19 protein-coding genes, 4 tRNA genes and 1 pseudogene are annotated in these 20,181 nt (G+C 69.9%); 18 read left to right on the forward strand and 6 right to left on the reverse strand.

Going from position 1 to position 20,181, the window contains the following annotated elements; genetic code table 11:
- Positions 1-214 precede the first annotated feature (214 nt).
- On the reverse strand, positions 215-994 hold the full coding sequence (locus ACFV4P_RS20890; RefSeq protein ID WP_380473194.1) for a GntR family transcriptional regulator: 780 nt from the start codon (positions 992-994) through the stop codon (positions 215-217).
- A gap of 80 nt (positions 995-1,074) precedes the next feature.
- On the opposite strand from ACFV4P_RS20890, the pseudogene ACFV4P_RS20895 reads away from it, so the two are divergent.
- Positions 1,075-1,487 (forward strand): annotated as a pseudogene (locus ACFV4P_RS20895) (NUDIX hydrolase).
- 532 nt (positions 1,488-2,019) lie between these two features.
- On the opposite strand, the gene ACFV4P_RS20900 reads toward ACFV4P_RS20895, so the two are convergent.
- Together ACFV4P_RS20900 and ACFV4P_RS20905 are read right to left on the reverse strand one after the other, a co-directional pair.
- Positions 2,020-3,732 (reverse strand): ATP-binding protein, encoded by a 1,713-nt coding sequence (locus ACFV4P_RS20900; RefSeq protein ID WP_380473196.1) that lies wholly within the window; start codon positions 3,730-3,732, stop codon positions 2,020-2,022.
- 451 nt (positions 3,733-4,183) lie between these two features.
- Positions 4,184-4,717 (reverse strand): hypothetical protein, encoded by a 534-nt coding sequence (locus tag ACFV4P_RS20905; protein WP_380473198.1) that lies wholly within the window; start codon positions 4,715-4,717, stop codon positions 4,184-4,186.
- A gap of 397 nt (positions 4,718-5,114) precedes the next feature.
- Between ACFV4P_RS20905 and ACFV4P_RS20910 the strand changes: the two genes are divergently transcribed.
- Positions 5,115-5,197 (forward strand) — tRNA-Tyr (locus tag ACFV4P_RS20910).
- Positions 5,198-5,269: 72 nt separating this feature from the next.
- Here the strand turns inward: ACFV4P_RS20910 and ACFV4P_RS20915 are convergent.
- A complete protein-coding gene (locus ACFV4P_RS20915; RefSeq protein WP_380473200.1) occupies positions 5,270-6,520 on the reverse strand; it encodes a hydrolase in 1,251 nt (416 codons plus the stop codon).
- A 488-nt stretch (positions 6,521-7,008) separates the two neighbouring features.
- On the opposite strand from ACFV4P_RS20915, the gene ACFV4P_RS20920 reads away from it, so the two are divergent.
- From ACFV4P_RS20920 to ACFV4P_RS20955, 8 genes are all read left to right on the forward strand, one after another.
- A tRNA-Thr gene (locus tag ACFV4P_RS20920) sits at positions 7,009-7,081 on the forward strand.
- Positions 7,082-7,123: 42 nt separating this feature from the next.
- Positions 7,124-7,196: transfer RNA gene (locus ACFV4P_RS20925), tRNA-Met, on the forward strand.
- 85 nt (positions 7,197-7,281) lie between these two features.
- Positions 7,282-7,446 (forward strand): 50S ribosomal protein L33, encoded by a 165-nt coding sequence (rpmG, locus tag ACFV4P_RS20930; protein ID WP_006604855.1) that lies wholly within the window; start codon positions 7,282-7,284, stop codon positions 7,444-7,446.
- 122 nt (positions 7,447-7,568) lie between these two features.
- On the forward strand, positions 7,569-8,030 hold the full coding sequence (locus ACFV4P_RS20935; protein ID WP_073807873.1) for a MaoC family dehydratase N-terminal domain-containing protein: 462 nt from the start codon (positions 7,569-7,571) through the stop codon (positions 8,028-8,030).
- Positions 8,027-8,455: a MaoC family dehydratase gene (locus ACFV4P_RS20940; RefSeq protein ID WP_380473202.1), complete on the forward strand. Its 429-nt coding sequence runs from the start codon at positions 8,027-8,029 to the stop codon at positions 8,453-8,455. The genes ACFV4P_RS20935 and ACFV4P_RS20940 overlap by 4 nt, the downstream gene beginning before the upstream one ends.
- An 84-nt stretch (positions 8,456-8,539) precedes the next feature.
- Positions 8,540-9,112, forward strand: coding sequence for a TetR/AcrR family transcriptional regulator (locus ACFV4P_RS20945; protein ID WP_380473204.1), 573 nt, complete (start codon positions 8,540-8,542; stop codon positions 9,110-9,112).
- A gap of 133 nt (positions 9,113-9,245) precedes the next feature.
- A complete protein-coding gene (locus tag ACFV4P_RS20950) occupies positions 9,246-10,622 on the forward strand; it encodes an MFS transporter (protein ID WP_380473589.1) in 1,377 nt (458 codons plus the stop codon).
- A 56-nt stretch (positions 10,623-10,678) separates the two neighbouring features.
- The gene (locus ACFV4P_RS20955; protein ID WP_380473206.1) at positions 10,679-11,719 is read left to right on the forward strand and encodes a UDP-N-acetylmuramate dehydrogenase; all 1,041 of its coding nucleotides are present in this window, start codon (positions 10,679-10,681) and stop codon (positions 11,717-11,719) included.
- On the opposite strand, the gene ACFV4P_RS20960 is transcribed toward ACFV4P_RS20955, so the two are convergent.
- Positions 11,716-12,780 carry an adenosine deaminase gene (locus ACFV4P_RS20960; RefSeq protein WP_380473208.1) on the reverse strand — a complete coding sequence of 355 codons (1,065 nt, stop codon included), beginning with the start codon at positions 12,778-12,780 and terminating at the stop codon, positions 11,716-11,718. The genes ACFV4P_RS20955 and ACFV4P_RS20960 overlap by 4 nt on opposite strands.
- A gap of 95 nt (positions 12,781-12,875) precedes the next feature.
- On the reverse strand, positions 12,876-14,114 hold the full coding sequence (locus ACFV4P_RS20965; protein WP_380473210.1) for a pyridoxal phosphate-dependent aminotransferase: 1,239 nt from the start codon (positions 14,112-14,114) through the stop codon (positions 12,876-12,878).
- Positions 14,115-14,395: 281 nt separating this feature from the next.
- Between ACFV4P_RS20965 and ACFV4P_RS20970 the strand changes: the two genes are divergently transcribed.
- From ACFV4P_RS20970 to rplJ, 8 genes are all read left to right on the forward strand, one after another.
- Positions 14,396-14,468, forward strand: a tRNA-Trp gene (locus ACFV4P_RS20970).
- Positions 14,469-14,610: 142 nt separating this feature from the next.
- The gene (secE, locus tag ACFV4P_RS20975; RefSeq protein ID WP_380473212.1) at positions 14,611-14,970 is read left to right on the forward strand and encodes a preprotein translocase subunit SecE; all 360 of its coding nucleotides are present in this window, start codon (positions 14,611-14,613) and stop codon (positions 14,968-14,970) included.
- Positions 14,971-15,148: 178 nt separating this feature from the next.
- Entirely contained in the window at positions 15,149-16,021 is an 873-nt protein-coding gene (gene nusG, locus ACFV4P_RS20980) for a transcription termination/antitermination protein NusG (protein WP_380473214.1), read from the forward strand.
- Between the two features lie 166 nt (positions 16,022-16,187).
- Positions 16,188-16,622, forward strand: a complete 435-nt coding sequence (gene rplK, locus ACFV4P_RS20985; protein ID WP_073807887.1) for a 50S ribosomal protein L11 — start codon at positions 16,188-16,190, stop codon at positions 16,620-16,622.
- A 77-nt stretch (positions 16,623-16,699) separates the two neighbouring features.
- Positions 16,700-17,422, forward strand: coding sequence for a 50S ribosomal protein L1 (gene rplA / locus ACFV4P_RS20990; protein ID WP_380473216.1), 723 nt, complete (start codon positions 16,700-16,702; stop codon positions 17,420-17,422).
- 151 nt (positions 17,423-17,573) lie between these two features.
- Positions 17,574-18,425 (forward strand): hypothetical protein, encoded by an 852-nt coding sequence (locus ACFV4P_RS20995; protein ID WP_380473218.1) that lies wholly within the window; start codon positions 17,574-17,576, stop codon positions 18,423-18,425.
- A gap of 92 nt (positions 18,426-18,517) precedes the next feature.
- Positions 18,518-19,318, forward strand: coding sequence for a hypothetical protein (locus tag ACFV4P_RS21000; RefSeq protein WP_380473220.1), 801 nt, complete (start codon positions 18,518-18,520; stop codon positions 19,316-19,318).
- 303 nt (positions 19,319-19,621) lie between these two features.
- Entirely contained in the window at positions 19,622-20,176 is a 555-nt protein-coding gene (gene rplJ, locus ACFV4P_RS21005; RefSeq protein ID WP_380473222.1) for a 50S ribosomal protein L10, read from the forward strand.
- Positions 20,177-20,181 lie beyond the last annotated feature (5 nt).

The raw sequence follows: 20,181 nt of genomic DNA on the forward strand, positions 1-20,181 counted from the left end.
CGCGAGGGAGTCCAGGTCAGGCGTCACAACCGACCTTTGGACTCCCTCGCGTCATTTCATGCACGCCAGCGAGCCCTTGGCATCAATCATCTAGAAGAGAGCTGCCCATGTGCTTATGTATATGAGTGAGCGATAGAAGAGTGCCTGACTCCTCTACATGAGCCAACCTTCTGCGGGAAGAATTCGGCAGCGGGTTACGGAAGTTGAGGTTCCGTCAGCCCTTTGCGGCGAACCGGTAGTCCAGAACGAACTGGTCAGCGGCCATCACCGTGTCGCAGACCTCGACCACGTGGCCGGCCGAAGTGGTGGCATTACGGACCAGGTGGATCACCGGCGACCCCGGGCTGAGGGCCAGAGAGGGCGACTCCGCCTTGGTGGCGAGCCGGACCTGCGCCGTCTCGGTGAACTCGGCCAGGCCGTAGTCGTGCTCTTCGAGCCGGGCGTAGATCCCACCGCCACCGGGGTTCTCGGCGAACATCTCCGGGATGTCCTTCACCACGTCCCACGGTAGGTAGGAAGTGGCTTCCTCGGTGGGAGTCCCGTCACGGAAGTACCGCCGCTTACGGGCCAACACCTGGGCACCGACCGGAGCTTCGAGTCGCTCGGCGATCTCCGGCGGGGCCGGAGTCGGGCCGACGAAGAGCACGTTCACTGAGGAGACTCCGCCGGACTGCTCAGCCTCAGCCAGGTACGCGGCCTTGCCCGCGAGCCGGTGAGCTCGGCGGAAGCGGTCGGAGGACTTGCGCTGTACCGGGGGGCGGGAGCGGACGAAGGAGCCGCGGCCGTGGTGCGTCTCGATCGGCTGAGTCGTCCTCAGCTCCCCGACCGCCTTCCGGACGGTGCCGGACGCCACGCCGTAACGCTTCATCAGCTCAGACTCGCTCGGAACCGCAGCCCCAGGGGCCAGGGCGCCGGAACGGATCTGCGTGGAAAGGTCATCCGCGATCTGCTGGTACTTCGCTTTGGCCGTCGAGGCCGCTTCACCGCTCGCCATAGTCCTTCTCAGACTTTCATTCTCCTGTGCATGAGTACTAGCCACCATGTCAAGTTCAACCTTCAGTGCCCCTCCACTCCGTGTCCGTGGCTGGCGTCGTAGTGCGCGAGGACGGGCAGGTCCTGACGATCCGCCGAGCCGACAACGGCACCTGGGAGCCCCCGGGCGGCGTGCTCGAATTGGGGGAGACCCTGGAGGACGGCGTCCGCCGCGAGGTCTTCGAGGAGACCGGCATCAACGTCCGGGTCGACCGCCTCACCGGCGTGTACAAGAACATGGTCCGGGGCGTCGTCGCGCTGGTCTTCCGCTGCACCCCCGAGGGCGGACACGAGCAGCTGTCCGACGAGTCGACGGCGTCTTCTGGCTCACCCCGGACGAGGTCACGGCCACCATGGGCGAGGTCTACGCCATCCGGATCACTGACGCGCTCCAGGACGAGGCGCCGCACGTGCGAGCCCACGATGGGAAGACGTTGGCCCTGGTAGGTGAGTGAGTAAAAGATTTCTTTACGGCTTCAAGGCGCTCGCCGCGCGCGGCCTCAGCCGCTCGCCGTCGCTCCTGTCTTCGTCCCGCTTCGGCGGCGGCTGGCCGCGCCAGGCGAGCCCTTGGGGACAACATGTAGTGCTGGGGCGTGCCTGTGTACAACATCTTTGGGGTGTCAATGATGGCTGCGAGTGTCGCTGTGGCCTGCTTCACCACGAGTGGTCAACGTGAGCAGGCCCCAACACTCGGAGTCGGCACAGCTGTGTCGACTGGAATGTTGGGGCCTGCTGTGTTGGTTGCGGGGTCGAACCGCCTCGATCAGGCCGCGACCGGTCTGTCTCGGCGACCTCGCCCTGCGATGGCCACGACTTCGAGTGGCTCCTGGGCAGAGACGGCGGTCAAGCCCAGCTCCACCTCGAACCGGCGCGCCACGGCATGGCACCGTCAGGTGGCGCAGATCCGAGGACGGTCACGTGCGGGGCCTGGTGAGACACGAGAGTGACTCACGGCCCCTCACGTTGTCGACCCGATGGCAGCTGGTCTCAGAGGATGTGATCGATCTTCGTGAGGTACTGATCGGTGAAGGTGCCCCACCACTTGCGGAGTTCCTTGTATTGGTCGGCGGGCGTCTCGTGCATGGACTCGGCCTTCGCGTAGGCGACCAGGAGCAGGGTGATGGCTTGAATGGCTCGGTGTGCCGTCGCCGGCGCGTCGGAGCGGCCGCCTTGCTCCTTCGACAGCGCCTTCAGGGGCTCATAGAGCTCCTGGTAGAACACATGGCGTTCGTTTAGCCGGATGATCGTCTGGCCCTCGAGGTGGGTGAGCTGGAAGAGGTCGTCCCCGGGGACGTCCACCGTCTCGATGATGAACGGGAGGTCTTTGATCTCCTGCACGTAGGCGGCCTTGTCCTCCTCGTTCTTGTCCCGGCCAGCGTCCTTCGCGAGATTGTCGTACTCCCTTGCGACCTGCGCCTTCGTGAGGTTCGGCTTGGCTCGGGCCTTGGGCATGGTGCGGTCCGCGTCCTTAATGGCGTGGACCAGTGAGTTGTGCTCTCCGGAGTTCTTCGCGTCATCACGATCGGCCTGACCCCAGATCCGGTCGATCTCATCGCGAACCCCAGGGATGATGTTGTCCGCGATGGTCTTGAGCGTGCGGCGGAGCCCGTCGGAGGGGACCGCTCCGCGCTTGACGTTGCGGACGCCCATCATGCGGTCGAGTTCGGGGGTGAAGTGGACCTCGAAGCCGATGTACCGGTCCTTGGTCTTGACCCCCTCCGGAAAGAGCTTGGCGACGAGGTTGTAGTTGATCTCGCGGTCCAGGCGCATGAAGCTGATAGCGCCCTCGTTCTCCGGGATCCTCAACTTGGTCGCGAGGGTGTCGCCACCGAGGCCCTTGACACGCACGACCTCCGGCGGTGCCAGGGTGATCACAACACGCACTGTGTGAGTGGTGCCCTCCACCTTGACGATCTTGTCGTGGAAGACCTGGCCTCGGAGGTCACCGACCTCCTTGCCGGTGGCCTTCAAGTGCTCAGTGAGGACCTGCTCGGCCCAGGTGCCCTTTTGGCGGAAGGTCGGGTCGTGCGGCTTGAGGGGCATGCCATCGACGCTGATGCGGATGCCACCGCCGAGGAACGCGCGGAAGATCCGGGCCAGTTCCTTCTTCAGTTCGACGATGACGTGGTCCGGGGTGCTCCGGCCTTCGCTGTCCGTGACCCTGTCGATCTTCGACCACATCACCACCGTGCCCGAGCCGGTGGGGAGATGCAGTTCCAGATCGGTGGGCAAGGGCTCGTTGTCGGGAGGAGCGATACCGGGGGTGGCACCGTTCTCCTCGGCCTTGAGAGCCTCGTCGAGGTCGAAGGCGACGTGGCGGATCTCGTTGCTGCCCGCCACACGGGACCATGCGTCGATGCGGGTGCCGACGCTGAGGCCCGCGAGCTTGGCGCCGACACCAAACTTGCCGATGGTCTTCTCGGACATGTAGCGCCTGGAGAAGCCCAGCTGCAGGTAGTGGTGGAGCGTGTCGTCATCCATACCGGAGCCGTCATCGACGAAGACGATGCGGCTGAGCACCTTCTTGCGGTTCCGGAGCTCGGTCTCGGTGAGGATCTCGATGTTGTTGGCGTCCGATTCGAGGCTGTTGTCGATGACCTCGCCGACGGCGGAGGGGAAGTTGTGGCCGGAGTCGCGAAGGCTGAGCAGCGCGCGGCCAGAGAGGACGACTGGGATAACGCCCGGGTCGGCGGTGGTCATGGGGTGCTCCTAGTCTCGGAAGGGCGGGGGTGGGGTAGTGCCCGAGTGAGGGCGCGTTCGAGGGCTGATTCCCGGCAGAATGGGCAGCGGCGGGCCGTTCCGGCGGGGCTGGCGGGGTGGATGCGATTGAGGAGAGGGTGACCGGCGGAGAGGTGCCAGTGATACCAATGGGCCTCGGTCGCATACGCCTGGTCGGGGTTGCGGGTCGGTGCGACGATGAAGTGGGTCGCGACCCCCTGCAGGGGGTGGTGGTAGAGGCGCCGGTGCAGGCAGGTGTCCGATCTGCCCACGTACAGCGGACTGATGGCTCCCCGCAGATGGCCCAGCAGCAGGTAGGTCCCGACGGCTCCGGGCTTGACCTGGGTGTGGACGACGCTTCGCGTGAACCGGACGGCTGTGGTGGGGACCCGGCCAGCGGAGGCTACGAAGACGGGGATGTCGGTGGAGACGCTCACGCGGCGTCCTCCAGCAGGACGCGGGTCTGCTCGCGCAGGGAGCGGCGGGCCCGCTCGACGGTGGCGATCGAGACGCCCCTGCGCTGGGCGGAGACGGGCACGGTCTCCTGGCCGAGCATGTCCTGCAGGCACCCGGGCCCGTACGGGCCAAGGGTGAGGGCGAAGGCGGTCAGCTCCCGGAGGGTCTCGGTGACCAGGACCCGTGCTTCGGGGGTGTCGTGGGTGACCATCTCGGCGGTGACCGAGCCGTCTGACCCCAATGTCGTCACCCGGCGGCGAGCGGCGTCGGGCAGCGGCCGGGCGGCCGCGCTCCGGCAGGCGTTGCGCTTGGCACGGATGATCGTTCCGCGTGCGTCGCGCATCACGTTGCGGGTCAGGTGGTCCGCGTTATCGGCCCGCCGGTTCTGGCTCAGGGCCAGGTCCAAGGCGGTGTCGACGATGTCGAGGAACTCGCCGTCCCACGCCCGGGACTTAGCCTTGTTCTGCAGGCGGCTCAAGACCTCAGAGCGCACGTCGTCGTACTGGAGCATCGAGTGCCCCTCTCCTGGTGCCCGGCTGCTGTAGGCCGGACCCATACTGTTGATGCCCGCTCGCCCTTTGGCCGTCGTCGCCGTACGGTCGACTTCGGCATGAGCAGGCTTGTTCAAGTGTAGAGACCGCCGCCGATACCCGTTGGTGACGCCCTCCGGTATCTAAGGGGCCGTCAACTCCCACATCCCCTCACCGGATCGAGAAGAAGGTCGAGATTCCGCCCTGGCCTCAACCCAGGGACCGCACATTGACCGGCATGGCGACGCCTCCAGCTGGAGCGGAAGCTGTTGCAGAGTGGTTCGCTGAGAGCCAGGCCCTGTCCGGAGGATGGCGTGCCCCAAGGTATGTGAGGCCATGATCCGGACCAGCCCCGAACCAGGTCCAACGCCTTATCGCGGCTGCCCAGGTTAGCGGCTCTTGGTTCAGCAGACTGTAAATCTGTCGCGCAAGCTACGCAGGTTCGAACCCTGCACCAGCCACTGGATAGTGAAACAGCCCCCGAGCTGCGGAAACGCAGACCGGGGGCTTTTTCGTGCGCCGGTCCGGAGGGGTCAGCCCGGGTGGTTCTGGCGGGGGAGGGCGAGGGCGACGGTGTCGGCGAACTCGCGGACGGCGCTGGTGCGGGAGACGATGCGGCCGCAGTGGACGACCAGGCGGGAGTGGCCGCCGGCGAAGGCGCCGACGAGGCTGTCGCCGCGGACGGCGAGGAGTTCGGCGGGGAAGCCGGCGTCGACGCGGACGGGGGGCAGGCCGAGGGCGGCGCGGGCCTGGGTGGAGACGGCGTCGTAGGCGGCTTCGGGGGAGAGCGCGCCGCCGGCGGCGAGCAGTCGGGCGGTGTCGAGGGGGTCGGCCCGGCCGACCGGATTGGCGGCGTCGCGGAGGCTGCCCGCGCCGGCCGTGAGGGCGACCCGGGCGTGCGCCAACTCGCGGACCAGGGACGGGCGCAGCCCGATGGGCGGGCCTTCGAGGCCGGTGCAGCCGCCGTTCTGCGGGAGGCAGGCCACCCGCACCCCGGAGTTGGCGAGGACGGTGGATCCGCCGGGCGGCAGCGCGCTGCACGGTCCGAGGGTGACCCGCGGCCGGTGCGGGGCGAGCGCGGCGACCAGGCGGGCGAGCTGGGTCCGGTCGGCGGCGTCGGTGTGCAGGTCGACGGGGCAGTCGGCGTCGGCGGCGGCGGACAGCAGGACCTGGACGTAGCCGACCGGGTCGGGGTCGAGGTCGGGGCAGCCGCCGGCCGCGTCCGCGCCGAGTTTGAGCGCGTCGCGCAGTTGGGCCCGGCCGTCCGCGCCGGCCAGGCCGGTGAGCAGTCGGGGCATCGCGACGGCCTGGAGTTCGGCGAGTCCGCGCAGCGACTGACGGGCCGTGAGTACGGCCTCCAGTCGTCCGAGTCCGTGCACGTCGCCGATCCGGACGTGGGTGCGCTGGGCGGTGGCCCCGTAGCCGAGCGAGGTGAGCGCGGCCTCGGTGACCCGGCGGACCAGATCGGCGGGCCCGTCCGGGGGAGGGCCGGGCAGGGCGGCGGAGAACGCGTTGTCGTAGTGCGCGTGCGGTTCGGCGGGGGCGGGCAGCAGCAGGTAGCCGGAGAGGTCGATGCGGGCGCCGGTGGTGACGGTGGGCTGGCCGGGCATCGCGGGCAGCGGGCCGAGGCTGCCGACGGTGCCGACGGCCTGGATCCGGTCGCCGCTGATCCGGACGTCCACGACCTGGCCGTCGACCAGCCGGGCCCCGGTGAGCAGCAGGACCGGCCCGTGCCCGAGCGGGTTGGGGGCCGGTGGGCGGTCGCCCTCGCTGCGTTCGCTCATCGGCCTGTTTTCCTCCAGTCCCGTTGACCGCCCGGCGGCCCTGGGGCCGGGTTGCGGAGGCCGGTCTGCGGCGCATCCGCGAGAGGTCACTGACGGCCGAGCCTAGGGCCTGTCCGGCCGATCCTGTCGGATCAGCGCGCGGCGGCGGGCGCCCGGCTCGGCGTGCCGGCGAACCGTCCTCGTACTGGGTGTACTTGGACGGTTTGCCGGGGCGTCCAGCCGGGATGATCCGGCGTCGCGCGCCCGGCAGGACCGGTCGGACAGGCCCGAGGGGGAGCCCGGCCCGGACGCTCGGACCCCGGGCCGTCGCCCGTGGCGTGGGAGTCCCCGTGGCCCGAGGGGGCTTCGCGGAGGGGCGTTGCGGTTGCGGCGGGGCTCGAACGGGTGTCGCACGACGGGCCGTCAGTGCGGCCCCGCCGACCTGCGGAGATCGGCCGCGGATACGGATTTCACCTCTGGCCCGGAACCGTGTAATCTCTTCCTCGTTCGCCCCTATAGCTCAGTCGGTAGAGCGTCTCCATGGTAAGGAGAAGGTCTGCGGTTCGATTCCGCATGGGGGCTCTGGTGGAAGGTTCCTCGCTTCGGTGGGGTTCCGTTCATCAAAGCGGTGTAGCTCAGTTGGTAGAGCAAGCGGCTCATAATCGCTGTGTCACCGGTTCAAGTCCGGTCACCGCTACTCCGCGTAGTCGATCGGGGGGGTGCAACTCCCGATCGGCTACTCTTGTCTGTGTTCTTATTCGTTGTCCCAGGAAGGCACTCCCGTGGCTGCCACCGACGTCCGCCCGAAGATCACGCTGGCCTGCGTGGAGTGCAAGGAGCGGAACTACATCACCAAGAAGAACCGGCGTAACGACCCGGACCGTCTTGAGATGAAGAAGCACTGCCCGCGTTGCAACTCTCACACGGCGCACCGCGAGACCCGCTGACTTTGCCTCGACTCCAGGCCGCACCCCACTTCGGGGCGCGGCCTGGAGTCATTTCTGTATGACGGACCGGACGGGCCGGACGGACCGGACCGGCCGAGGTCGAACCACCGGAGGAGTTGCCCATGCCGCTCGACCCTTCGTTCATCGGGCGGACCTACCCGCCCACCGCGCCGTACGAGGTCGGCCGGGAGAAGATCCGCGAGTTCGCGGCCGCGATCGGTGACGCGAACCCGGCGTACACCGACGCCGAGGCGGCCAAGTCGCTCGGCCACCCGGACGTGATCGCCCCGCCGACCTTCCCGTTCATGCTGTCCTTCCAGGCGGCGGCGCAGGTGGTGAACGACCCGGAGCTGGGGCTGGACTACAGCCGGGTGGTGCACGGCGACCAGAAGTTCGTGTACTCCCGCCCGGCGCGGGCCGGTGACCGGCTCTCGGTGACGATCTCGATCGACGCGATCAAGTCGCTGGCCGGCAACGACGTGCTGACGGTCCGTGGCGAGGTGCACGACACCAGCGGCGAGCACGTGGTGACGTCGATCATGACGCTGGTGGCGCGCGCCGCCGACGAAGCCGGGGAGGAGTGACCGTGGCGGTCCGCTTTGACGAGGTCCAGGTCGGCACCGAGCTGCCGGCCCAGTCGTTCCCGGTGACCCGGGCCACGCTGGTCCAGTACGCGGGGGCGTCGGGGGACTTCAACCCGATCCACTGGAACGAGAAGTTCGCCCTTGAGGTCGGCCTGCCGGACGTGATCGCGCACGGCATGTTCACCATGGCCGAGGCCGCCCGGGTGGTCACCGACTGGGTCGGCGACCCGGCCGCGGTGGTCGAGTACGGCGTCCGCTTCACCAGGCCCGTGGTCGTCCCGAACGACGGCGTCGGCGCGGTGATCGAGGTCACCGGCAAGGTCGCCGCGCTGCTCGACGACAACCGGGTGCGGGTGGACCTGGTGGCGACCAGCGCCGGCCAGAAGGTCCTGGGCATGTCCCGGGCCGTCGTGCAGCTGGGCTGAGAGCACGTACCCCCGGGGCCCTGCCGGGCACCCGGGGTTCCGGCCGCTTGCCAAAGTTATTGGCCAATCACTAATCTCTGGCGCATGGCCAGGAACAGCATCCGGATGTCCGCCGAGGAGCGGCGCGAGAGCGTCGTCCGCGCCGCCATGGTGGAGTTCGCCCGGGGCGGGTACCGGGGCACCTCCACCGAGGCGATCGCCCGTCGGGTGGGTGTCTCGCAGCCGTACCTGTTCCGGCTCTTCCCCAACAAGCAGGCGATCTTCGAGGCGGCCTGCGAGTACTGCATCGAGGAGACCTGGCGGGTCTTCGACCAGGTGTCGGAGGGGCTGACGGGGGAGGCGGCGCAGGCCGCGATGTCGCGCGCGTACGTGGATCTGATCGAGGACCGCGAGCAGGTCATGATGCAGATGCAGATGTACGTGTCGGTGTTCGCGGCGGAGTCGGCCGGCGACGTCCAGGTCGGCGAGACGGCCCGGGCGGCCTGGCTGCGGCTGTTCGAGCGGATCGAGGAGCGGATCGGTGGCAGCCGCAAGGAGGCCACCCAGTTCATGGCCTACGGCATGCTGATCAACACCCTGGTAGGACTGGGGTACCCGAAGGATCATCGGATCTGGGCCGAGTTCGAGGGGTACGGCAAGCAGGCCGGGGGCTGCTGAGGCGCTCCGCCCGGGTGGCGGCGCGCCCTTTTTTCGGCCCACGAAAGTTATTGATCAATCACAACCTAGGGGGAAATCCATCGTGAACAGACAAGCCGTCTGGACCCTGGTGGTCGTCAGCACGGCCAGCTTCATGGCGGGGCTGGACAACCTGGTGGTCACCACCGCACTGCCCGCGATCCGCGCCGACCTGGGCGGCGGCCTCGCCGACCTGGAGTGGACGGTGAGCGCCTACACCCTGACCTTCGCCGTCCTGCTGATGCTCGGCGCGGCCCTCGGCGACCGGTTCGGCCGCCGCCGGATGTTCCTGATCGGCCTGACCGTCTTCACCTCCGGCTCGGCCGCCGCCGCGCTCGCCCCGAACATCGGCACGCTGATCGCCGCCCGCGCCGTCCAGGGCGCCGGCGCGGCGATCACCATGCCGCTCACCCTGACCCTGCTGGCCGCCGCCGTGCCCGCCGCCAGGCGCGGTGCCGCGATCGGCATCTGGTCCGCCGTCGGCGGACTCGCCGTCGCCACCGGGCCGCTGATCGGCGGCAGCCTCACCGAGCACTTCTCCTGGCAGTGGATCTTCTGGGTGAACGTCCCCGTCGGTGCGGCCCTGCTACCGATCGCCCGCGCCAGGCTGGCCGAGAGCCGCGGCGAGAACCCCCGGCTGGACGTCCCCGGCACTCTGCTGGTCAGCGCCGGCCTGTTCGGCATCGTCCTCGGCCTGGTCCGCGGCACCCCCGACGGCTGGACCGACCCGCTCGTGCTCACCTCGCTGATCGGCGGCGCCCTGCTGTTGCTCGCCTTCGTCGAGTACGAGCTGCGCTGGGCGCAGCGGCCGATGCTGCCGATGCGCCTGTTCCGCAACCGGGCGTTCAGCGCCGTCAACTCGGCCAGCCTGCTGATGTACCTCGGCATGTTCGGCTCGATCTTCCTGATCAGCCAGTGGTTCCAGGGCGTCGGCGGCTACACCGCCGAACAGGCCGGCCTGCGGATGCTCCCGTGGACGGGCATGCCGCTGCTGGTCGCCCCGCTCGCCGGACTGCTCACCGACCGGATCGGCGGCCGGCCCCTGGTCGTCGCCGGCCTCGCCCTGCAGGCCCTCGGGCTCGCCGGATACGCCCTGCTGATCGACCACTCCGCCGGGTACGGGCAGCAGGTGCCGATCCTGATGGTCTGCGGCATCGGCATGTCGCTGTACTTCGCGCCCACCGCCAACCTGGTGCTGGCCAGCGTCCGGCCCGCCGAGCAGGGCATCGCCTCCGGCGCCAACAACGCGATGCGCGAGGTCGGCGGGGCGCTCGGGGTGGCCGTGCTGTCCGCCGTCTTCTCCGCACAGGGCGGCTACGACAGTGCCACCGCCTTCACCGACGGCATCGTCCCCGCGCTGATGGTCGGCGCCGCCGTGGTCGCGGCCGGATCCGTGGTCGCGGCGCTCGTCCCGAGCCGGCACGGCATGCGGGTCCCGGTGAAGGTCGTCGACCACCCCGTCCCGGCCGCCGCCGAGGTCGCCCGCTCCTGAACCGGCCCGCCGCAGCGACCGCCCGCCGGGTTCCGGCGGGCGGTTACGCTGGGGCGGTGATTGAGCAGATGGACGCACCGCTGGCCCCGTTGACGACGCTGCGCCTCGGCGGCCCCGCCCGCCGACTGGTGACGGCCGAGACGGACGCCGAGGTGGTCGCCACCGTCCGCGCCGCCGACCGGGCCGGCGAGCCGCTGCTGGTGATCGGCGGCGGCTCCAACCTGGTGATCTCCGACGCCGGCTTCCCCGGCACCGTCCTGCGGATCGCCACCACCGGCTTCACCCTGGACGGCGCCCTGCTGGAGCTCGCCGCCGGCGAGGTCTGGTCGGACGCGGTGGCCCGCACCGTCGACGCGGGCCTCGCGGGCATCGAGTTCCTGGCCGGCATCCCGGGCTCGGCCGGCGCGACGCCCGTGCAGAACGTCGGCGCGTACGGCCAGGAGGTCGCCGAGACCATCACCGAGGTCGTCGCCTTCGACCGCCTGCTCGACGAGACGGTGACCCTGGCGGGCTCCGACTGCGCCTTCTCCTACCGGCACAGCCGCTTCAAGGCCGACCCGGACCGCTACGTGGTGCTGCGGGTCCGCTTCCGGCTCGCCGACGAGGGCGGCCTGTCCTCCCCGGTGAAGTACGCCGAGGTGGCGCGCTCGCTCGGCGTCGAGGCCGAGCAGCGGGTGAAGCTCGCCGAGGCGCACGCCGAGGTGCTGCGGCTGCGGGCCGGCAAGGGCATGGTGCTCGACCCGGCCGACCACGACACCTGGTCGGCGGGCTCGTTCTTCACCAACCCGGTCCTGACGGACGCTCAATTCGCCGACTTCACCGCCAAGGTGGGCGAACTCAAGGCCCCCGGCTACCCGGCCGGCGAGGGTCGCACCAAGACCTCCGCGGCCTGGCTGATCGACAACGCGGGCTTCCGCAAGGGCCACGGCGCCGGCCCCGCCACGCTCTCCACCAAGCACACCCTGGCCCTCACCAACCGCGGCTCCGCCACCACCGAGGACCTGCTCGCACTGGCCCGCGAGGTGCGGGACGGCGTACGGGCGGCCTTCGGGGTGGACCTCGTCAACGAGCCGGTGATGGTCGGCGTCAGTCTCTAGAGCGAAACCGCCTCGCGCCGGCCCGAAAGCGCCGGTGCGGGCTCGTCCACCAGCCAGGCGTCGATGTCCGCCAGCAGGTCCTTGACGACGTGCTCCGGCGCCCGCGAGGAGCGCACCGACTGCCGTGCCAGCTCGGCCAGTTCGGCGTCGGTGAAGGCGTGCGACTCGCGGGCCAGCGTGTACTGGTCGGCCAGCCGGGAGCCGAACAGCAGCGGGTCGTCGGCGCCCAGCGCCAGCGGCACCCCGGCCTCGAACAGGGCGCGCAGCGGGACGTCCTCGGGCCGCTCGTAGACACCGAGTGCGACGTTCGAGGCCGGGCAGACCTCGCAGGTCACCTGCCGGTCGGCGAGCCGCTGCAGCAGTCGCGGGTCCTCGGCGGCCCGCACGCCGTGGCCGATCCGCCCGGCGCCCAGGTCGTCCAGGCAGTCGCGCACCGAACCCGGCCCGGCCAGCTCCCCGCCGTGCGGCGCGGCCAGCAGTCCGCCGGCCCGCGCGATCGCGAACGCCCGGTCGAAGTCCCGTGCCAGGCCCCGCCGTTCGTCGTTCGACAGGCCGAAGCCGATGACGCCCTGATCGGTGTAGCGGACGGCCAGCCGGGCCAGCGTGCGGGCGTCCATCGGCGACCTCATCCGGTTCGCGGCGACCAGCACCCGGATGCCCACCCCGGTGGCCTCGGAGGCTTCCCGGACGGCGTCCAGGATCAGCTCCAGGGTGGGGGTCAGCCCGCCCAACAGCGGCGCGTACGAGGTCGGGTCGACCTGGATCTCCAGCCAGCGGGAGCCGTCGGCGCGCTCGTCCTCGGCGGTCTCCAGGACCAGCCGGCGGATGTCGGACTCGTCACGCAGGCAGGACCGCGCGGTGTCGTACAGCCGCTGGAACCGGAACCAGCCGCGTTCGTCGGTCGCCCGCAGTTTCGGCGGATGGCCCGAGCTCAGCGCCTCCGGCAGCCGGATGCCGTTCTTGTCGGCGAGTTCGAGCAGCGTCGCGGGGCGCATCGAACCGGTGAAGTGCAGGTGGAGGTGGGCCTTCGGGAGGCTCCGGACATCACGCAGGCGATCCATTCACCGATCCTGCCGCATAACCGCCCGAAACCGGAACCGCCCCCCGTACCTCGCCCGAACGGGTGAGGTGCGAGGGGCGGCAGGAGCCCGGAAGGTCAGGCGCGGGCCTCGCCCAGCAGCTTCTGCATCCGGCTGACGCCCTCGACCAGGTCGGCGTCGCCCAGCGCGTACGACAGCCGCAGGTAGCCCGGGGTGCCGAAGGCCTCGCCGGGGACGACCGCGACCTCGGCCTCGTCCAGGATCAGCGCGGCCAGCTCGGCGGAGGTCTGCGGGCGCTTGCCGCGGATCTCCTTGCCCAGCAGCGACTTGACGGACGGGTAGGCGTAGAACGCGCCCTGCGGCTCGGGGCAGTACACGCCCTCGATCTCGTTCAGCATCGCCACGACGGTGCGGCGGCGACGGTCGAACGCGGTCTTCATCTCGTCCACCGCGGCCAGGTCGCCGGCCACCGCCGCCAGCGCGGCGCGCTGCGCCACGTTGGAGACGTTCGAGGTGGCGTGCGACTGCAGGTTGGCGGCGGCGGCCACCACGTCCTTCGGGCCGATCATCCAGCCCACCCGCCAGCCGGTCATGGCGTAGGTCTTCGCCACGCCGTTGACCACGATGCACTTGTCGGCCAGCTCGGGCAGCAGGGCCGGCAGCGAGGTGAAGGTCGTGTCGCCGTAGACCAGGTGCTCGTAGATCTCGTCGGTGAGCACCCACAGGTTGTGCTCCAGCGCCCAGCGGCCGATCGCCTCGGCCTCGGCCTCGGTGTACACCGCGCCGGTCGGGTTGGACGGCGAGACGAACAGCACCACCTTGGTGTTCTCGGTGCGCGCGGCCTCCAACTGCTCCACCGAGACCTTGTAGCCGCTGGTCTCGTCCGCGACGACCTCGACCGGGGTGCCGCCGGCGAGCTTCACGGCCTCCGGGTAGGTGGTCCAGTACGGGGCCGGGATGATCACCTCGTCGTTCGGGTCGAGGATCGCGGCGAAGGCGTTGTAGATCGCCTGCTTGCCGCCGTTGGTCACCAGCACCTGCGAGGCGTCCACCTGGTAGCCGGAGTCGCGCAGCGTCTTGGCGGCGATCGCGGCCTTCAGCTCCGGCAGGCCGCCGGCCGGGGTGTAGCGGTGGTTCGCCGGGTCCTGGCAGGCGGCGACGGCCGCGTCGACGATGTAGCCGGGGGTCGGGAAGTCGGGCTCGCCGGCGCCGAAGCCGATCACCGGACGGCCGGCCGCCTTGAGGGCCTTGGCCTTGGCGTCGACCGCGAGGGTGGCCGACTCGGCGATGGCGCCGACCCGGGCGGAGACCCGGCGGTTCGCGGGGGAGACGTTCTCGGGGGTGGGTGCGCTCATGTCTTGCATGGTCCCAGACCGCACAGGCGGCGGGCATCGCGGTTCCACCATGCGTACCGGCGCGTTCCATCATCCGTACGCCCCGGCCGAACGGGTGAGCTCCCGCCGCCGACCGGGTGAGCCCACCGGGGGGATCGCGGTGAATGAGGTTCGACCAATCGGCGAAGAACCCGTACACTCACTGCTCGATGGCTCCCAAGTGCGGATCCTTCGGCCGGGTACACCACACGGCCGGGTGGATACGGTAGGTTGGGGCCAACGACGGAGCCGCAAGGTTCCGAAGGGCACTAGCTCAATTGGTAGAGCACCGGTCTCCAAAACCGGCGGTTGGGGGTTCGAGTCCCTCGTGCCCTGCAGCTCGACTCGTGCCAAGCCCGTTCGCTCCGAAGAGCGAGCGGGCTTGATGCGGAGAAGGCCCCGCCCAGCACTGCTTTCGCCGGATCGCCCGTGCACCAGGCACGGTAGCTCCGCAGGACCCGGATTCAGGTGAGGACGAGTGACGGAGACCACGGGCTCCACCGCAACGCCTGAGAGCGGCAACCCCGAGGGGGCCGACACGGCGGACGAGACCACCGCGGACGGCAAGCTGTCCCGGCGTGAGCGTCGGCGTGCCAACAAGGCGTCCGGCGGCGAGGGTGGCAAGAAGTCCGGCAAGCGGGCCAAGAAGGGCCCGTTCGCCCGCATGGGCATCTTCTACCGCCAGATCATCGCCGAACTGCGCAAGGTCGTCTGGCCCACTCGCAGCCAGCTGATCCAGTACACCACCGTCGTGGTGGTCTTCGTGATCGTGCTGATGCTGCTGGTCGCCGGTCTCGACTGGGTCTTCGCCAAGGGAGCCTTCTGGCTCTTCGGCTGACGCCCGATCAGTCCGACCGAAACCGGGATCCCCGCGGAACCCGCACCGATACTCCACCCCGACCCGGGCCGAACTCCTCGGCCCGGGTCGAGCTGTCGGCGCGAACGGCCGTGGGCGACTACCGTTGAGTCGGTACTGTTGAGGTATCCGTTCCACAACCAGGAAAGAAGCAGCGACCGTGTCTGAGTCCCCCCTGTACGACGCCGACGAGACCGTCCGCGAGGCGGATGTCGCCGCCGAGCTGGACGCGGCCGAGGCTGCCGAAGCCGAGTCCGCCGAGGAGATCGTCACCGGCGCGGACAGCGACGAGGACGAGGTCGAGGTCGCCGACGAGGTCGAGGCGGGCGAGCCGGCCGAGGTCGAGGCCGTGCACGAGGTGGACGACGAGACCGCCGAAGAGGCCGCCGAGGTCGCCGAAGAGGCCGCCGAGGTCGAGGAGGTCGAGTCCGACCCCGTCGCCGAGTTCCGCGAGCAGCTCCGTCGCGCCCCCGGCGAGTGGTACGTCATCCACACCTACGCCGGCTACGAGAACCGCGTGAAGCAGAACCTGGAGCAGCGCTCCGTCTCGCTGAACGTCGAGGACTACATCTTCGAGTCCCAGGTTCCGCAGGAGGAGGTCGTCCAGATCAAGAACGGCGACCGCAAGACCATCCGGCAGAACAAGCTCCCCGGCTACGTGCTGGTCCGCATGGACCTCACCCCGGAGTCCTGGGGCGTCGTGCGCAACACCCCCGGTGTCACCGGCTTCGTCGGCAACGCCTACGACCCGTACCCGCTGACCCTGGACGAGGTCGTCAAGATGCTCGCCCCCGACGTCGAGCGCGCCGCCGCCAAGGAGGCCGGCAAGGCCTCGCCGGTGCGCCCGGTCGAGGTGCAGGTGCTGGACTTCGAGGTCGGCGACTCGGTCACCGTCACCGACGGTCCGTTCGCCACCCTGCAGGCGACCATCAACGAGATCAACCCCGACTCGAAGAAGGTCAAGGGCCTGGTGGAGATCTTCGGCCGGGAGACCCCGGTCGAGCTCTCCTTCGACCAGATCCAGAAGAACTGACCCACAGGTCTCCGGTGCCGGGGCGGGGCGAGAGCCTTCGCCCCGGCACCGTTTTGGTCCAGCACCGCATCAGCGGTTAGCCTGGTCCGATGTCTGTCCTGGCAGCCGGGTTTCGCCCCGGCGCCGGGTAGCTCAGTAACCACCTCTCGGAAGGACCCGGAGAGACATGCCTCCCAAGAAGAAGAAGGTCACGGGGCTTATCAAGCTCCAGATCAACGCCGGTGCGGCCAACCCGGCCCCGCCGGTCGGCCCCGCGCTCGGCCAGCACGGCGTCAACATCATGGAATTCTGCAAGGCGTACAACGCGGCCACCGAGTCGCAGCGCGGCATGATCGTGCCGGTGGAGATCACGGTCTACGACGACCGTTCCTTCACCTTCGTCACGAAGACCCCGCCGGCTGCGCGCCTCATCCTGAAGGCCGCGGGCATCGACAAGGGCTCCAGCGAGCCGCACAAGACCAAGGTCGCCAAGCTGACCTCGGCCCAGGTGCGCGACATCGCCACCACCAAGATGCCCGACCTGAACGCCAACGACCTGGACGCCGCGGAGAAGATCATCGCCGGCACCGCCCGGTCGATGGGCATCACCGTCGAGGGCTGACCAGCCCGTACGTCCACCGTGGTAGGGCCAGCGCGGCCCGTGAATACCACGAACTCCATTAGTTACTAGGAGCAGCAGTGAAGCGCAGCAAGGCCCTCAAGGCCGCGGACGCCCAGGTCGACCGCGCCCGGATCTACGCCCCCCTCGAGGCCGTCCGCCTCGCCAAGGCGACCTCCGTCACCAAGTTCGACGGCACCGTCGAGGTCGCCATGCGTCTGGGCGTCGACCCGCGCAAGGCCGACCAGATGGTCCGCAGCACCGTCATCCTCCCGCACGGCACCGGTAAGACCGCCCGGGTCCTGGTCTTCGCGAACGGTGAGCGTGCCGAGGCCGCGCGTGCTGCGGGCGCCGACATCGTCGGCTCGGACGAGCTGATCGACGAGGTCGCCAAGGGTCGCCTGGACTTCGACGCCGTCGTCGCCACCCCGGACCTCATGGGCAAGGTCGGCCGCCTGGGCCGCGTGCTCGGTCCCCGTGGCCTGATGCCGAACCCGAAGACCGGCACCGTGACCCCGGACGTCGCCAAGGCCGTCAACGAGATCAAGGGCGGCAAGATCGAGTTCCGCGTCGACAAGCACTCGAACCTGCACCTGATCATCGGCAAGGCCTCGTTCTCGGACGAGCAGCTGGTCGAGAACTACGCCGCGGCGCTGGACGAGATCCTGCGGGCCAAGCCGGCCGCGGCCAAGGGCCGTTACCTGAAGAAGGTCGCCTTCTCCACCACCATGGGCCCCGGCATCCAGGTGGACCCGAACCGCACCCGCAACCTCCTCGTCGAGGAGGACCCGGCGGCGCTCTGACCCCAGGTCAGTTCCCCACGCGGTCAACTCACCGGGCCCGCACCCCTTTGGGGGTGCGGGCCCGGTGCCTTTTGTCCGGCGCGTGCCGATGGGTCATCGGATAGAGTCCGATGGCCTTTCGACATGAGAATCGGATAAGAGGGGGACTCTCGTGCGTGCACTGCGTACCGTTGCCGCGGCCTGTCTGGCGGCAGGCCTGTTGACCGCCTGCAGCAGCTCCGGATCGAGCAGCACCACTGCGGACAGCAAGCCGAGCACCGGCGCCTCCGCCGCCGCGTCCGGCACGGCCAGTGCGGACGGCTCGGCCGGCAAGGGCGGTGCCAAGCTCGGCGCCAAGGAGGCGCTGCTCGCCTCGGCCGCCGTGATGGAGAAGGCCGGCAGCGCCAAGCTCACCGTCAGCGGCGGCACCGAGGGCACCGGCGAGTTCGTCTGGAAGGCCCCGAAGTCCTTCCTGCTCAACACCAAGTCCGACGGTGAGGACGCCAAGGTCCTCTTCGTCGGCGACGTGATGTACGTCGGCGTCGGCGCCGACATGGCCGATGCGGCCGGCGGCAAGACCTGGATGAAGATCGACCCGAAGGCCACCGCCCAGGGCGCCCCGGGCGGCAGCGACGCGGGCGGCTTCGCCACCACCATGGAGCTGATGGACCCGGCCGTGCAGCTGGCCGTCGCCGCTCCGACCGCGACCGAGGCCGGCACCGAGTCGGTGGCGGGCCAGAGCACCACGCACTACCGCAGCGACGTCCCGGTGGACGCGCTGGTCGAGAAGATGCAGCTGGCCGCGGAGCTGAAGACCCAGGTGTTGGCCGAGCTGAAGAAGAAGGGCTCGACCGTCACCACCGAGTTCTGGATCAACGCCAAGGGCGAGGTCGTCCAGCAGTCCAGCAGCGGGCTGTCGACCGGCGCCGCCAAGATCGTCTTCAGCTCCCTCGGATCCGTCCAGCCGACCAAGGCCCCGGCCGACTCCGAGGTCTTCTCGCTGACCGATCTGCTGAAGCAGTGATCCCGGTCCCGTCCGGCCCGGGGCAGCTGCCGGGCCGGACGGGACGCGTGACAAGGTGGGGGAGCGGAACGGACGGCCGGAAGGAGGGACCGATGGCGGCACGCGTACGTACGGCGGCGGCCCTGCTGGCGGCCACCCTGCTGCTGGCCGCGGCCGGCGGCTGCACCGGCTCCGGGGCGGACGGCGACAGCGCCCGGCCGGCCACCCCGTCCCCGTCCGGCGTGCAGGCCACGCCCACCGACCGGTCCCCGCACGGGGTGCTGCTCTCCGCCCAGCTGGCGCTGCACGAGGCCAGGCGGTCCGAGTTCCGGGCCATCCTTGGGGAGGATCGGGCCAAGGGCGCGCTGTTCTGGGCGCCCAAGACGGTGCTGCAGTACCGGGACGACGCCGATACCCGGCGGCTGATGGTGATGGACACCTCCGCCTACGTGGGCGGCGACCCGGGGACGGCCGCCCGGCTCGGCGGCCCGCACTGGGAGAAGTACACCGGGAGCCGCAGCCCCTACTCGGCGCTGATCGACCGGATCAGCCCGGTGATCGCCACCGCCGCCGCGGCCGCCGCCGACGACCCGGTGCTGGTCGGCGAGGAGAAGCTGCTGGACGTCACCGTCCAGCACTACCGGGTCACCCTGACCGCCGACCGGTACGCCGCCGCGCAGACCCAGCTCGACCAGGGCCGGCGGCAGGCCCTGGAGGCCGCGCTCGGCCCCGGCGACGTGGTGCTCGACCTGTGGCTCAACGACCGCGACCAGCTGGTCCAGCTGCGGCGGGCGGCCGCCGAGGTGGACACCATCGGCTACAGCGAGTTCGGCAGCTCCGCGATCTCGGTGCAGGCCCCCGCCGAGGCGGACACCGTGCCGGAGTCCGGCGCCACCGCGCCGCCCTTCCCGTAGCGTTTGCCCGGAGCCGATTTGGGGAAATCGGCACGGGCCGATAGGCTGGCCGAGCCAAAGACCGCTGGTTGTCGCCATGTGCCCGAGAGGGCGGGTGGTGCCGAAGGATCCGCCTCGTGCGGGTCGCCCGCGCAGGTTGTGGAGCAGACAGGATCTCCGAGCCGTTTACGGTTCGTCGAGGTCATGCAAGCCCCGTGCGCCTGCGCGCCGGGGCTTTTTCAGCTTCCGGGGGTCCGCGGCGTTGAATGGTCGACTTTTCGAAGGTCGGCCCGACTTCGACATCACGGAAGGAGGCGTAAGCCTATGGCCAGGCCCGACAAGGCTGCCGACGTCGCCGAGATCACGGACAAGTTCCGTGCTTCCAGCGCCGCCGTTCTGACCGAGTACCGCGGTCTCACGGTGAAGCAGCTCAAGACGCTGCGTCGCTCGCTCACCGGCAACGCCGATTACGCCGTGGTGAAGAACACGCTGACCAAGATCGCGGCCAACGAGGCCGGGATCTCCGAGCTGGACGACCTGTTCGCCGGCCCGACGGCTGTCGCCTTCGTCACCGGTGACCCGGTGGAGTCGGCGAAGGCTCTGCGTGACTTCGCCAAGGAGAACCCTGCTCTCATCATCAAGGGCGGTGTCCTTGACGGTAAGGCGCTGTCCGCCGATGAGATCAAGAAGCTCGCGGACCTCGAGTCCCGCGAGGTGCTGCTCGCCAAGCTGGCGGGTGCGATGAAGGCCAAGCCGTCCCAGGCTGCTGCGGTCTTCCAGGCGCTCCCGTCCAAGCTCGTTCGCACCGTGGAAGCGCTGCGCGAGAAGGTCGAGCAGGGCGGTGCCGGTACTCCGGCTCCCGCCGTGGACGCGGAGTAACCACT

The organism is Kitasatospora sp. NPDC059795 (genome assembly GCF_042732175.1).
Lineage (GTDB): Bacteria > Actinomycetota > Actinomycetes > Streptomycetales > Streptomycetaceae > Kitasatospora.